This is a genomic window from Deltaproteobacteria bacterium (assembly GCA_020848745.1).
In the GTDB taxonomy this organism is placed as follows: domain Bacteria; phylum Desulfobacterota; class Binatia; order UTPRO1; family UTPRO1; genus UTPRO1.
On record JADLHM010000098.1, the window covers coordinates 167,287 to 180,864 of the forward strand.

Below are 13,578 nucleotides of genomic sequence, written 5' to 3' on the forward strand. Positions count from 1 at the left end.
GACCTTCCAATCCCGTCGACGACCGCGCGAAGCCCGAATGACGACATGCCGTCGTCTCCGGCAGACCCAACGCACCGGCATCGAGCTTTTGGGCAACTCGGTATGGACTGACCTCGTGCTCCCGTCCGGCAGTAAGGGGATCGGTGCGTGCCAGAAGGCGCTCGTGCAGGCCATGCAGAAGTACCACGCACAGGGATCCAAGGTGCTTCGCAAATGCTGGGCGGCGCGAGACAAGGGCAAGTATTCCGACATCCGTCAAGATGCTTCCGCCGGTGCGGAGTCGCGGTCGTGTTGGTCAAGTGGTGGAGGGGTGAGTGCCAGACTCAGTTGAAAAGTGGGTGGTGACCTCCCACAACGGTGAGACGTTCTCGCGAGGAACGATGTCTCATCAAGGAGGTCACACCCATGAAGCAGGTGCGACGAATACGGAAGACGGCGCAAGAGAATCGGTTGGTGCGGGCGCGGCTCACGGCAGCGCCTGAGGATGTCACGACGACGAACGCGAAGGGGGCGTTGATTCAAGCTGAATACTCTCACGCGGATTTCGACCCCCTTTTTCGCTCGGGATGAGTCCGCGTCACCACAACGCGAGGAGGACTACCGATGGGACCGTGCGCACGCGTGATGGACGAAGTTGTCTGTAACCTCATCCGTCTGGGGCGTGGAGCCAGACGGTGTGTCGTCAGGGCGAGTGTTCTGGCGCTCTTGGGGTGGCCCACGCTGGTCGCGGCGAACCCAGGCGATCTGGATTTGTCGTTTGGTACCGGCGGGAAAGTAACGACCGTTCTCGGGTCATTCTCCGGAATTGTGGACCTCGTCATTCAAAACGACGGCAAGCTCGTAGCGGCTGGGTACACATACGTAGGAGCCGATCAGGAGTTCGCGCTCGCTCGCTACAACACCAATGGGACGCTCGATGGCAGTTTCGGATCCGGAGGCACCGTCACAACGACATTCGGGTCGTACATGGAAGGGCATGGGATTGTCTTGCAAAGCGACGGAAAGCTGGTCGTGGCAGGCACTGACTACGCGCCTTCGCCCGGACCCATCGTCGTCATGCGCTTCAACACCAATGGGACCCTTGACGGCACGTTCGGGAGCGGCGGTAAAGCGACAACCGTGATTGGTGGTACAGATAGTGGAGCATTTCCAATTGTGCAGCAGAATGACGGCAAGCTCGTGGTAGCTGGGGGGTCCGGCAGCAACATGGCGCTCGCGCGCTACAATCCCAACGGCACCCTCGACGGCACGTTCGGCAGCGGCGGCACAGTGACGACAGTTGGGCCCCAGACCGCTTTCGCGCTCGTCCTGCAAAACGACGGCAAGCTCGTCGCCGCCGGACGCTCCTCCGACGGTCTCGCCTTTGCGCTCGTGCGCTACGATGCCGACGGCACGCTGGACGGCACCTTCGGCAGCGGCGGAATCGTGACAACCAGCTTCGGATCTTACGCGGGTGTTTTGGGGCTCGTGCTCCAAAGCAACGGCAAACTGGTTGCGGCGGGTTACGCCTCGGTAGGCCCAACGAACGAGTTCGCACTTGCACGGTACAACCCCGACGGCACGCTCGACGGGAATTTTGGCAGCGGCGGGACCGTGACGACCGCGATAGGGTCGGCGGCAGGTGCCAATGCGGTCGTCACGCAGAGCGACGGCAAGCTGATCGCGGGTGGTTTGGCCGAGGTCAGTGGTGTGCTTCAGTTCGCGCTCGTACGCTACAACTCCGACGGTACGCTCGACGGCACGTTCGGCAGCGGCGGAACCGTGACGACCGCGTCGGGATCGCAGGCGTACGCCAATGCCCTTCTCCTGCAAGACGACGACAAACTGGTAGCGGCCGGTCTGGCAGGTGGCGAGAACTTCGGGTTCGCACGCTATGAGACCAACGACGTCGCGAGCGGGGTGGTCGGGGCGAACGCCACCATCACTACGGACAACGAAGGCGATGGAGCGACTGCGAACGACGTAGTAGAAAGCTCCGTAACCTCACCGAACCCAGGATCGATCGACATCACCGAGCGCGAATCGCAGACCTCGTCCCCACCCGGATTTGCGCTCCTTGGTGAAGAGGTGCAGATCATGGCGCCACCTGCGAGCGTCGGGGCGCCGCTGAGCTTGGTTTTTCGCTTGGACGGCGCGATCATTCCCAGCGGTCAGGACGAGACGACGATCGTTGTGTTCAAGGATGGGATCGCCGTGCCCGCGTGTACGGGCGCCCCCAGCGCCGTCCCCGACCCATGTGTTGCAAACCGGACCCTGGTCGGGGACGACGCAATGCTCACCGTCCTCACGACGACAGCCAGTGATTGGACCTTCGCAACGACTGAATGTGCTGCGATGCCACAGGTCTGTAGGACGCCGACCGTCAGTGGCAAGGCGTACCTTGCACTCACGAACAAGACCCCTGACGATAAAGATGCGTTTCAGTGGAAATGGCTGACCGGTGCGGCAACGACGAAGGCGGAGCTTGGGGATCCTCTACATATGGATAACTATGTCGTCTGCCTCTACGACGGTGCGGGTCTACGGGCGAAACTTACCGCGTCGGCAGGGGGCATCTGCGCCGGGAAGGACTGCTGGAAGGATAGTCCGAACGGTTACAAATACAAAGACAAGGACGCGACGCCGAGCGGGATTACGCAGCTTCAGATCGCCGAAGGCGTGGACGGCAAAGCCAAGATCCAGATCAAAGGCAAGGGTTCGTACCTCCCCGACCTCAATCTAGCGGCACTCGTGTCTCCCATCATGGTCCAGCTTCATGCCGCGAGCGGCGGGGTCTGCTTCGGAGCGGAGTACACATTCCCCTCAGCGATCAGCAATGACGCAGTGTCCTTCAAGGACAAAGCGGACTGAGCCGTCTTGTCTTTCAATACCGATGACGAACCCAATTGACGGTCAACTGGGCGACCCCAGCAACACGGTTCTCGACCGTGCCGCGCGTACAACGCCTTCGTCGCGGAGCTCGACTACGGCACGACGAACATGGACGCGATCGATCGCGCGCTTGACGGTGCGGAGGAGCGCGGGCTCGCGTTGCACTTCGTCGAGCGTGACGGGATTGGTACCGCCGATCAGTGCGTCTGGGTCGTGGCGCGCGGCATCGAGCACATCGAGCCGAGGCAGAGGTTTGATGGGCGTGAATGACAATCATTCACGTCATGAATGATCAACAGCAGCGTGAGGCTGTCACCATTTGGGTGACGATTGCACGGTCGGGTTCCGATAAGCGCAGCTGAAGCTCGCCCAAGGCGACGAGGGCAAAACCAAGCTGAGCTTCAAGGCCAAGGGCGTCCTCTTGGACGTGCCCCCGCTCGCCGCGTTGGCCGGCCCGATTCGCGTGCAGCTCGTGCGCGGCGGCGGCGCCCAAGAGATGTGCTGGGAAGCCGTCTACGACGCGCCCTTCCTCAAGAACGACGGCGTGAGCTTCGTCGACAAGGCGAATTGATCAGGCCATTCATTCCTTCCATCCTCGCATCGCGAGCACCTCGGCGATGTCCCTTCGACCGTCCAGAACGCCGACGATTCCAATCACTGGACCGTCGATCCTGAAGAAGATTCGGTATGGAGCGACGACCAGCTCGCGATAGGCCGTGACCCCGATGCGCTTCAGCTCCGGCACGACGCGACCGCGCCGGGGATGCGTCGTAAGAGAGGCGATGCGGCGGGCCATCCCCGCATAGACGTCCCTCGCTCTCTCGGGGCTTTCGCGTCTGGCGATGAATTCGAGGATGTCTTCGAGATCCGTAATCGCAATGGGCGACCACTCGACCCGCCGCAGCTCACTCACGCGCCAGTTCGGCGAGCTTGCGACGCAAGCGAGCCGTCACGCGCGCCGCCGAAACGCCCTTCCCTCTCTTCAGCTCCTGGTCGCCCTGCACCATGAACCGCAGCAGCAAGAGCGCCTGGCGTTGCTCCCGGAAGCTGTCGATGTCTTGCAAGACCGCCGTGGCTTTGCCGTTCTGCGTGATGAGAATCGGCTTCCGCTCCTGACGCGCGCGTCGAACCAGTTGCGCGCTCCGGGTCTTGAAAACCGTGATCGGCTCGATCGAGGTGTCGTCCATGGGGCCAGTCTTAGACCCGGATTCGGATGCGATCAACGCTCATCGGCACGGGCGGTCAGGGAATCGCGATCAGCTCCGATGCGGGCGGAAGTTGGGCGGCGTCCAATGCCGGCGTTGGCAACGTCGCCTTGGAGGCGATCGCACTGGTCCAGGGTTCGTCGGACGCTCCCGCTGCGCGCACCGGCCGATCCCGCCAAGCGGCGGCTGCAATGGAAGTGCAGCTCGGAGCGGGGGGCGACGGCAAGGCCAAGATCCAAGTGAAGGGGAAGGGCGCGTTACTCGCGCTCCCCGATCCCGCCGCGGCATAGTAGACGGCGTAGGGAAAGCGACGGAGCAGCGCTCTCCGAATCCCCGCCCTGAGCTCGCCGTATCGGAAAGGGCTCGTGATGATCCGTTCGTAGGTGCGGCGCAGCTCGTCGAGGAACTCGAGCCCGAGGCCGGAACGCTCGTGCTGGTACCATACGAACGCAGACTCGACATCCAGATCGGCCGCCGGCTCCGTGACGAGCCGGTAGCTGGTCACGATGACGTCTTCGTCAGGCGCTCGAGGAGATCGTGCGCTGGCCGAGCAAGGTGCGGTTCCTTCCGATACGCCTCCAAGCGCTGCTCGGCGAGATCCAGATGGCTCTCCGGCACGGGAAGCTCACCCGGCTGATCGGCGATGCGGTCCCAAAGCTCCTGGAGGTAGCGTATCTGGTCGGCTTTGGTGAGGTTGCTGAAGCCCGGAGGCTCCGGGAGGGGGAGACTGGCCATGGCGTTACCTCCTGCCGTCACGTTTGCGGGGCCGCATGGCGAGGATCGTAGCTGCGAGACGACTGCGGCCGCAACGGCTTTTGGCGCTACGAGTATCCACCGAGCGAGCGCCGGCTTCGGGCCATCACGCACTCGATCCCGTGGCCGGTGTGATCACGAGCGCAACTGCCCCTCTTGCGAGCACCCGCGTCAGCTCGTTCTGGCTCGCGACGCCGAGCTTCGAGAAGGTGCGCTTGAGGTGGGTGCGGATCGTGTTGACCGAGACGCCGAGCGCGCGGGCCATCGTCTCGACGCGAGCGCCGGCGAGGAGGCGCAGGGCGACGTCGGCCTCGGCCGGGGTGAGGCCGTAGAGTTCGCGTAGCACGGGCGCGACCTCCGCGAGGTCCCCGTCGGGGTCGGCGACGATCGCGACGGTCACGGGCGCGTCATCGGTGCTCTCGGGCCCTTCGGTCGGCAGCCGGGCGAGCCGGACGAAGTACGGCGATCCGCCGCGGCGGCGCGTGATCGGCATGAGGATCGGCGCGTTCCCATACGTGACTTCGCGAACGGCGCGCCGCAGCCGCGTCGTATCGGCGTCGCCCGTTGCTGCGAGGAGACCCCGCTCGACCAGGATGCCGTCGCCGGCGGCGGTCATGGCCCGGGCCGCGGCATTCGATCGCGTGACGCGGCCGTCGCGGGCGAGCAGTGCGACACCGAGTGGCAGCCGATCGAGCACCGCGGCGAGTGCGTCCCGCTCGCGCGTGAGCGCTTCGATCCGGCGCGCGGTCGCGAAGGCGGGTCGCAGGTCGCCGGCCAACGCCTCGGCCCGTCGGAGATCGACCGCCGTGAACGGACCCGTCGCGCGTGCGCGCGCGAGCACGAGCACCGCGGTCGCGCGCTCGTCGGTCGCGAGCGTTGCGACCCCGAGCGCGTCGCCGCCCGGATCATCGGACGTGATGGCGAATGCGTCCTCCCGCGCGGACCGCGCCAACCGGCGCCCGAGCCCGGAGAGCGCGGCGGCTCTGACGGTCCATCCCGCGCCCGCCCGCCAGACCGTCGGCGAGCCGTCCGCCGGGCGGCCTGCCGCCGATCGCGCAGGCAGGACGACGGCCGCGCCCGCGGCGTCCATGTACGTCGCCACCCGTGCGAGGAGCGCGGGCCACGCAGCGGGCGCGAGTGCCGCTGCGCCGACGAGGTCGGCGAAGCTCTCGCGCGCATCGCGTTCGGCGGTGAGCGTCGCGCTCGGCGTCGGATGGGGTACGGCCACGCCGGGTGTCGAGCAACCTCCGTGCCCGCCGGGAAAGCGCGTCGGCGCGCGCGGGATCGGGGGTGTGGCCCGAGCGATGTGCACGCGATTGCGCAGCCGGGCGCGGCGCGCGCGCTCGCATTGCACAATGCGGTGCGTGCGGCCGGCCAGGTCCGGTGAACGGCTGGGTCTTGCCGAGACGGGCCGGAACTTGCTTACCAGAGACCGATGCACAGGCCGGGTCCGATCGCCTACTTGCTGCCGCTCGTCGCGCTCGCGATCGGCGTGCCCATCCTCGCGTTTGCGACCATCCGCAGCGTGACCTGGGTCGGCCGGACGTTTCCCGGCTTCTTCGTCATGCAGAACGCGGTCGTACCGACCGTGAGCGGGATCGACTGGCCCCCGGACCGCGCCGGGATCTTCCACGCGCGCGTCACGGCGGTCGACGGCGAGCGGGTGCGGTCGGGCGCCGAGGTCTACGAGCGCGTCGCCGCGCATCCGCCCGGAACGCCGATCGAGTACACGCTCGCGGGCGAGGACGGCGAGGACGGCGCCCGGACCGTGCGCGTCGCCGCGCATCGCTTCGGCTGGTACGCGTACCTCGAGACCTGGGGCATCCTGCTCGCGTTCGCGTGGAGCTACCTCGCGATCGGGCTCGTGGTCGCCTTCCTCCAGCCGCGTACCCGCCAGGCGCGGGTCTACCTGCTCCAGGCGCTCGTCGGGAGCATCTATCCGGCGGCGGCGGTCCTGTATCACCAGGCGAGCTCCGACCACCCGTGGCTCACGGCCGTCGGGCTCGCCGCGGAATGCGTGTTCCCCGCGACCTACGTGCATCTCGCGCTCGTGTTCCCGGTCGAGCGCCGCCTCCCCGCGCCGGCGTGGCTCTGGACGGCGACTCCGTACGTTCTGAGCGCCGTGCTCGTCGTGCTCGGGCTCCGCGGCTTCTACGCGGATCCGCCGACGCTCGCCGCGTTCCGCGCCGCCTACGTCTACACGTCGGCGAGCATCCTCTTCTTCGTGGCCGCCATGGTCGTCGGGTACGTCCGGAGCCGTGACCCGGCGATTCGTGGACGGATCCTCGCCGTCCTTCCAGGGGTCGTCTTCGGGACGGCGGCGGTGTTCCTGATCTTCCTGAACAACGCGTCGGCGGGCCGCGACCTTCCGATCCAGTTCGGCCTCGTGCCGTCGTTCGCGTTCTACGTGAGTGTCGCCTACGCGATCGCGAAGCACGACTTGTTCGACGTCGACCGGGTGGTCCGGCAGAGCTTCGTCTACGGCCTGCTCACCGTGATCGTGCTCGCCGGGTACGCGCTCGCGCTCAGCGTTCCGGCGCAGGTGGCGCCGGCCGGCGTGGTCGGCGCGCTGTTCGTGCTCGGTCTCGCCTTCCTGCTCGATCCCCTCAGGCGCGGCGTGCAGCGGGTCGTCGACCGCGCCTTCTTCCGGAGCCGCCTCGACGGCGCCCGGACCGTCGCCGAGCTCAGCGAGGCGCTCACCAGCGTGCTCGACCTCGACGAGATCGTGGCGCGCGTCACGCAGGTGGTGACCGAAGCGATGCAGCTCGAGTCGACGACGCTCGCGGTCGCGGAGGAGGGGAGAGCGTGGTCGCGCGGCGCCGACGGGGCGCTGCGGATCGTGCCGGCCCCGCCGGCGGACCTTGCCGCGGCGGCGCGGGCGGCGGTCACGGAGTCGCCGATCGACCCGCCGCTCGGCGCTGATGCTCCGGCGTTCGGCGCCGGGGTGCGCGCGGTCCTCGGCAGCTTCGACGCCGCGGCGGTCCTGCCGCTCGTGCTCGGCGAGCGCCCCCTCGGCTTCCTGGCGCTCGGAGCGAAGCGCTCCGGGCGGCCGCTCGGAGCGCGCGATGTCCGCCTGTTGCGGACCCTGGCGAACCAAGCGGCGATCGCGATCCAGAACGCGCTGTCCTTCCGCGCGCTCGGCGCCCTGAACCGCGAGCTCGACGAGAAGGTTCGCGCCCGCACCGAGGAAGTCCGGCGCTCCAACGTGGATTTGAAAACGGCGTACCGCGAGCTCCAGGACACCCAGGCGCAGCTCGTCCACTCCGAGAAGATGGCCTCGCTCGGCCAGCTCGTCGCCGGCGTCGCTCACGAGCTCAACAACCCGGCGAGCTTCGTCCACGGGAGTCTCGGCAACCTGAGCCGCTACCTGGCGACGTTCGTCGAGGTGATCCAGCGCTATCGGGCCGCGCCGATCGCCGACCCCGCCGTGCGCGAGTCGCTCGAGGCGCTCTCCGCGGCCTCCCAGCTCGACTATCTCCTCCAAGCGACGCCCGAGCTCCTGCGCTATTGCGCCGAGGGCTCCGAGCGCATCAAGCGGATCGTCGAGGACTTGCGCGTGTTCGTGCGCGCGGAGCAAGGCGAACGCTCGTCGACGGACCTGGCCGCGGATCTCGAGGCGACGCTGCGGCTCCTCGCGGAGCGCATCGCGAACGTCCGCATCGAGCGGCGCTACGGCGTCGTGGCCCCCATCGAGGCGCACGCCGGCCAGTTGAATCAGGTGTGGATGAACCTCCTCGCCAACGCGGTCGACGCGGTCGAAGGGCATCGGGACGGCGTCATCACGGTCGCCATCAGCGACGAGGGCGCCTGGGTGAAAGTCGTGATCGCCGACAACGGCGTCGGGATCCCGTCCGCGGTGCGGGGCAAGATCTTCGACCCGTTCTTCACCACGAAAGCGATCGGGCGCGGCACCGGGCTCGGTCTCAGCATTGCCTACGGCGCGGTGCGCAGCCACGGCGGACACATCGCGGTCGAGAGCGAGCCGGGCCGCGGCACCACGATGACCGTCCGCCTGCCGCGTCATCAGGCGAGGCCGCACGCGGCCTGACGCGGCGCCTTTCCTTTCCGGCACCCATCCACTACCTATCGACCTCTCATGCCACCTGCGTCCGGCCTTTGCGGCCGCGTGAGATCGCGAGCGCGATGACTCAGCCTCGGGTGCTCGTCGTCGACGACGAGCCGGCGAGCGTCGGCCTCATCCGCATCACGCTCGGGCAGGAGTTCGAGGTCCACGTCGCGACCGACGGCGAAGCGGCGCTCGCCCTGCTCGCCGAGCACCCCGACATGGCCGTCGCCGTCGTCGATCAGCGCATGCCCGGCATGACGGGCACCGAGGTGTTGCGGCGGACGAACGGGACGCATCCCCACCTGGTCCGCATCATCCTGACGGGCTACTCGGACATCGAGGCCTTGATCGCCGCCGTCAACGAAGGCCGCGTCTACCGCTACCTCACCAAGCCCTGGAACCGAGACGAGCTGGTCGCGACGGTGCGTCAGGCCGCCGATCTGCACGACCTCACGGTCGCGAACCTGCGCATGCAGGCCGAGCTCACGGCCGCCAACGAGCGCCTCCGCGTCGAGAACGCCGGGCTGCAGCGCGAGGCGCGCGGCAAGTACCGCTTCGCGGATCTGGTCGGAACGAGTCCGGCGTTGCGGCGCATGCTCGACCTCGTCGAGCGCGCGGTGCTGACGGACGCGACCGTGCTCGTCACCGGCGAGACGGGCACCGGCAAGGAGCTGGTGGCGCGCGCCATCCACTACAACGGGCTGCGACGCGACCGGGCGTTCGTGACCGAGAACTGCGGCGCCATCGCGCCGGACCTGTTGTCGAGCGAGCTGTTCGGCCACAAGCGCGGCGCGTTCACCGGCGCGCTCGAGGACAGGAAGGGACTCTTCGAGACGGCGCAGGGCGGGACGCTCTTCCTCGACGAGATCGGCGACTGCCCGGCGGAGCTCCAGATCCGCCTCCTGCGCGTGCTCGATCAGCGCGAGGTCCGCCGCGTCGGCGACGCGAAACCGATCCCCGTCGACGTGCGCGTCATCGCGGCGACGCATCGCGACCTCGAGCGCGAGGCCGAAGCCGGCGGCTTCCGGCGGGATCTCTACTACCGCCTCGGTGTCTTCACGATCGCGACGCCGCCGCTCCGCGAGCGGAAGGAGGACATTCCGCTCATCGCCGTGCACGTGCTGGACCGGCTGAACGCGGCCTACGGGCGCGGCGTCACGGGCTTCACGCCGGAGACGCTGGCGCGCCTCGCGGCGCACGATTTTCCCGGCAACGTGCGCGAGCTGCAGAACGAGATCGAGCGCGCCTACGCGCTCGCCGACCGCGACGCGTGCATCACGCCGGATCTCTTGTCGCCGCGCTACGCGGCCCTCGATCCGCTCGCTTCCGGGGAGGAAAGCACGCTGCGCGCCGCGCTCGAGCGCGCCGAGGCGCGGCACATCCGCGAGATCCTGGAGCGTCACGGCGGGCACCAGGGGCGCACCGCGGAGGCGCTCGGGATCTCGCGGCGCGGCCTCATCGACAAGATCAACAAGTACGGCTTGCGGTAGGAGGAGAGCACTGCCGCGCCGGATCGCGCTCGTGTTGCTCGCCGCGGGCCTGTACGCGCTGGCGTTGCCGCCGTGGAGCATGCTGCCCGTCGCGGCGGTGGCGCTCGTGCCGTTCCTGCTGGCGCTCCGCGACGTCGCCCCGCTGCGCGCGGGATGGCTCGGGCTCCTCTTCGGGACCGCGGCGATCTGGGGGGTCGGCCATTGGGTGCCCGGCGCGCTCGCGTACTACTACCAGCAGCCGCTGTGGTTCGGCGTCGGCTTCGCGCTCGCCGCGTCGGTCGTCTTCGCGGGGTCGTACGGCGCCGGCTTCGCGGCGTGCGCGGCGTGGATCGGCTCGCGCACGGCCGGCGCCGCGCGCGTGCTCGCGCTCGCGGCGCTGTGGGTCGCGTGGGAGCTCGCGCGGGCCCGATTGCTGACGGGCGATCCCTGGCTCCTCTTCGGCTACGCCCTCGGGCCCTCGCCGGCGCTGCGCCAGGCGGCCGACCTCGGCGGCGTGTATCTCTTGTCGTTCGTCGCCGTGCTCGCGAACGCGGCGATCGCGGAGGCGCTGGCCGGTGGCGGGCGCGGGCGTTTCGCCGGCCTCGGGGCCGCGCTCGGCGTTCTCCTGGCTGCCTGGGCCTACGGCGCCGGACGGCTCGCGACCGCGCTTCCCGGCGCGGCGGTGCCGCTCGTCGTCGTCCAGGGGAACAATCCGGTCGGGGCGCAATGGACCGACGAGGACTACGGTGCGGGGCTCGAGCGCTACGTGGCGTTGTCGCGCGCCGCCGCCGCGGCGGCGCGGCCGTCCCTGTTGGTCTGGCCGGAGAGCGCGCTCACCGTCTTTCTCGCGGAGGACCGCGGCTACCGAGCCACCATCGGGCGCATGCTGCGGGAGACGGGAGCCGAGCTCGTGGTGGGCGGTCCATTCCGCGACGGCGAGGGCGGTGCGGCGCGGTACTTCAACGCGGCGTTTCACGTGACCGCGGACGGCCGCATCGCGGGTCGGTACGACAAGACGCATCTCCTGCCGTTCGCCGAGTACTTCCCGCTGCGCACCATCCAGTTCCTGCGCCGCCGCTTCGAGCGGGTGCGATACTTCACGGCCGGGGAGCGGCAGGAGCCGATCGTGACCTCCTTCGGGCCGGTGGCGATCGTCATCTGCTTCGAGGCGATCTTTCCGGAGATCGTCCGCGCCCGCATGGCGCACGGCGCCCGCCTGTTGTTGAACCTCTCGAACGACGCCTGGCTCGGGACCGGCGCCGGCCGCGAGCAGCACCTCGCGATGGTCGCGCTGCGCGCGGTCGAGAACCGCACCTGGGTGGTGCGCGCCACGACGACCGGGGTGTCGGCGCTGATCGATCCGTTCGGGCGCGTCGTCGCACGGGCGGATACCGATGCGGCGACGACGCTCGCGGGCGGCATCGTGCCGCTCGCCGTCGAGACGGTGTACGAGCGCGCCGGCGACGCCTTCGCCTATGCCTGCGTCGCGTTCGCGATCGTCGGTGCCGTCGCCTGCGCGATCGGCCGGCCGCCGCCCCGCGTCTGACAGAGCATCGCGCGCAGGAACCGCGGCCACGACGACGAGCCGCGGCGCTGCTCGGCGGCCGTCCAGAGCGCGTGCAGCTCACCGAGCAAACGGCCGGTGCCGGCGAGCGCGACGCCCACCTCCCGGAAGCGGCGCGCCGCGTGCGCGGCGCGGCCTTCGATCACGCACCCGCGGCGCCGGTCGCGCCGCGGCGTCAGGCGCCCGAGGCCCGTGATCATCGGGTGCGCGCCTTCGAGCTCGATCGCGCTCCGGTACCACAGCCAGAGCTGCAGGAGCGTGATCCGCAGGTCCGGAGCGACATCCGCGAGGCGCCGCTGCATGGCGGTCGGCGCGTAGAAGAGCCGCCAGGCGTCGGCATAGGCGGCCTGCCATTCGGCCCGCGTCATCCGCGGGTGATCGAGGACGGCGTGAAACGTGTCGTAGCGATTCCAGTCGGCGTCGAGCGGCGTGCCGCGCGCGACGAGGTCGCGGTGGTCGCGTGAGCCCGGGAGCGGCGTCCACATGAAGAACGACGCGAGGTCGGGCCGGATGTCTTCGCGGAGCCTGATCACGGCGGCGCGGACACGGTCCGCCGTGTCGTGCGGGAAGCCGACGATGTACCCGACGTGGGTGAGGATGCCCGCGCGGCGCCAGCGTTCGACCACCGCGGCGTAGTCGCCGGTCCGATTCTGCCGTTTGCCCGCGTCCGCGAGATTCTCGGAGTCGAGGCTCTCCATGCCGAGGAAGACCTGGAAGCATCCCGCCTGCCGAACCCCTTCGACGAAGCCCGGCAGGCGATGCGCCGCGAGATCGGCCTGCATCAGGAAGCGGAGCGGGATGCCGTGCTTCCGCCGCACCCGGCACAGCACGTCGAGGACCTCGTGCCAGCGCGGGTTCCGGGCGAAGTCGTCGTCGGTGAAGAAGTAGTCGGTCGTGCCGAGCGTACGGAAGTTCTCGAGGAGGGCGTCACCGATCATCTCGGGATCGCGGGCGCGCATGGTGCGTCCCTGGACGTTGATGACGGTGCAGAACGAGCAGGCGAACGGGCAGCCGCGGCTCGTCTCGAGGGTCCCGAGGCCGCGGTGGACGAAGCGGCGGAGCAGGCGGCGGTCGAGGCGCGGGACGGGGGCGCTCGCCAGCGCCGGGCGGGCGGCGAGCGTGTCGTAGGACGCCGCGAGGCGGCCCGTCGCGGCGTCGCGCAGGATCGCGTCCCAGGCGGTCTCGATCTCCCCGGCGACGAGCGTCACGCCGGCCGCTCGGAGCGCGCGGAGATCGGCGGGAAGCTCGGGGAGCATGGCGAACGAGCCCGATACGTGAAAGCCGCCGAGCAGGACCGCGCATCCCCGCTGGCGGAAGCGGAGGGCGAGATCGACGGCGCGCGGGAACTGGCTCGTTTGGACGCCGACGAGCGCGATCAACGTCCGCGCGCCGCGCCGCCGCGCCGCGCGCGCGAAGCGGCGCCACGGCACCTTCTGCACGGACTCGTCGCACAGTAGCGCGTCGATGCGTGTCGTGCCGAGCGCCCGCCGGCGCGCGGCGTCGAGCGTCAGGGCGTGCAGGCACGCAAGGCTGTTGCTGGGGAGGACGCCCCGGAGATGACGCACCGGATAGCCGTCGTCGTCGTACTTGGTCGGACGGATCAATGCGACGAGGAGGCGCTCCGCCGGTGACCCACGCCGATGCACGGGC

At 69.1% G+C, this 13,578-nt stretch carries 12 protein-coding genes; 6 read left to right on the forward strand and 6 right to left on the reverse strand.

Going from position 1 to position 13,578, the window contains the following annotated elements:
• Nucleotides 1-807: 807 nt before the first annotated feature.
• The 3 genes from IT293_14630 to IT293_14640 all read left to right on the forward strand — a co-directional run bounded on the left by IT293_14630 (nucleotide 808) and on the right by IT293_14640 (nucleotide 3,442).
• On the forward strand, nucleotides 808-2,850 hold the full coding sequence (locus tag IT293_14630; GenBank protein ID MCC6765890.1) for a hypothetical protein: 2,043 nt from the start codon (nucleotides 808-810) through the stop codon (nucleotides 2,848-2,850).
• A gap of 129 nt (nucleotides 2,851-2,979) precedes the next feature.
• Complete coding sequence (locus IT293_14635; GenBank protein MCC6765891.1) at nucleotides 2,980-3,141, forward strand: hypothetical protein; 162 nt, start codon at nucleotides 2,980-2,982, stop codon at nucleotides 3,139-3,141.
• Between the two features lie 151 nt (nucleotides 3,142-3,292).
• A complete protein-coding gene (locus IT293_14640; protein ID MCC6765892.1) occupies nucleotides 3,293-3,442 on the forward strand; it encodes a hypothetical protein in 150 nt (49 codons plus the stop codon).
• Between the two features lie 9 nt (nucleotides 3,443-3,451).
• Here IT293_14640 and IT293_14645 read toward each other — a convergent pair whose 3' ends face one another.
• The 5 genes from IT293_14645 to IT293_14665 form a co-directional block, all read right to left on the reverse strand.
• Nucleotides 3,452-3,784 carry a type II toxin-antitoxin system RelE/ParE family toxin gene (locus IT293_14645; GenBank protein ID MCC6765893.1) on the reverse strand — a complete coding sequence of 111 codons (333 nt, stop codon included), beginning with the start codon at nucleotides 3,782-3,784 and terminating at the stop codon, nucleotides 3,452-3,454.
• Nucleotides 3,777-4,058 (reverse strand): type II toxin-antitoxin system Phd/YefM family antitoxin, encoded by a 282-nt coding sequence (locus IT293_14650; GenBank protein ID MCC6765894.1) that lies wholly within the window; start codon nucleotides 4,056-4,058, stop codon nucleotides 3,777-3,779. Before IT293_14650 ends, IT293_14645 begins: the two co-directional genes overlap by 8 nt.
• A 55-nt stretch (nucleotides 4,059-4,113) precedes the next feature.
• A complete protein-coding gene (locus tag IT293_14655) occupies nucleotides 4,114-4,581 on the reverse strand; it encodes a hypothetical protein (GenBank protein MCC6765895.1) in 468 nt (155 codons plus the stop codon).
• Complete coding sequence (locus IT293_14660; GenBank protein ID MCC6765896.1) at nucleotides 4,578-4,811, reverse strand: addiction module protein; 234 nt, start codon at nucleotides 4,809-4,811, stop codon at nucleotides 4,578-4,580. Before IT293_14660 ends, IT293_14655 begins: the two co-directional genes overlap by 4 nt.
• Before the next feature lie 124 nt (nucleotides 4,812-4,935).
• The gene (locus IT293_14665; protein MCC6765897.1) at nucleotides 4,936-6,057 is read right to left on the reverse strand and encodes a helix-turn-helix transcriptional regulator; all 1,122 of its coding nucleotides are present in this window, start codon (nucleotides 6,055-6,057) and stop codon (nucleotides 4,936-4,938) included.
• 207 nt (nucleotides 6,058-6,264) lie between these two features.
• On the opposite strand from IT293_14665, the gene IT293_14670 reads away from it, so the two are divergent.
• From IT293_14670 to lnt, 3 genes are all read left to right on the forward strand, one after another.
• Nucleotides 6,265-8,877 carry a GAF domain-containing protein gene (locus IT293_14670; GenBank protein MCC6765898.1) on the forward strand — a complete coding sequence of 871 codons (2,613 nt, stop codon included), beginning with the start codon at nucleotides 6,265-6,267 and terminating at the stop codon, nucleotides 8,875-8,877.
• A 95-nt stretch (nucleotides 8,878-8,972) separates the two neighbouring features.
• Nucleotides 8,973-10,385, forward strand: a complete 1,413-nt coding sequence (locus tag IT293_14675; protein ID MCC6765899.1) for a sigma-54-dependent Fis family transcriptional regulator — start codon at nucleotides 8,973-8,975, stop codon at nucleotides 10,383-10,385.
• 31 nt (nucleotides 10,386-10,416) lie between these two features.
• The gene (gene lnt, locus IT293_14680; GenBank protein MCC6765900.1) at nucleotides 10,417-11,910 is read left to right on the forward strand and encodes an apolipoprotein N-acyltransferase; all 1,494 of its coding nucleotides are present in this window, start codon (nucleotides 10,417-10,419) and stop codon (nucleotides 11,908-11,910) included.
• Here the strand turns inward: lnt and IT293_14685 are convergent.
• On the reverse strand, nucleotides 11,838-13,574 hold the full coding sequence (locus IT293_14685; protein MCC6765901.1) for a radical SAM protein: 1,737 nt from the start codon (nucleotides 13,572-13,574) through the stop codon (nucleotides 11,838-11,840). The genes lnt and IT293_14685 overlap by 73 nt on opposite strands.
• Nucleotides 13,575-13,578: the final 4 nt, after the last annotated feature.

Bases quoted from the DNA above. Each gene is read 5' to 3' on its own strand.
- IT293_14635 (MCC6765891.1), top strand. From the start codon at position 2,980: ATGGACGCGATCGATCGCGCGCTTGACGGTGCGGAGGAGCGCGGGCTC.
- IT293_14670 (MCC6765898.1), top strand. From the start codon at position 6,265: ATGCACAGGCCGGGTCCGATCGCCTACTTGCTGCCGCTCGTCGCGCTC.
- IT293_14660 (MCC6765896.1), bottom strand. From the start codon at position 4,811: ATGGCCAGTCTCCCCCTCCCGGAGCCTCCGGGCTTCAGCAACCTCACC.
- IT293_14650 (MCC6765894.1), bottom strand. From the start codon at position 4,058: ATGGACGACACCTCGATCGAGCCGATCACGGTTTTCAAGACCCGGAGC.
- IT293_14675 (MCC6765899.1), top strand. From the start codon at position 8,973: ATGACTCAGCCTCGGGTGCTCGTCGTCGACGACGAGCCGGCGAGCGTC.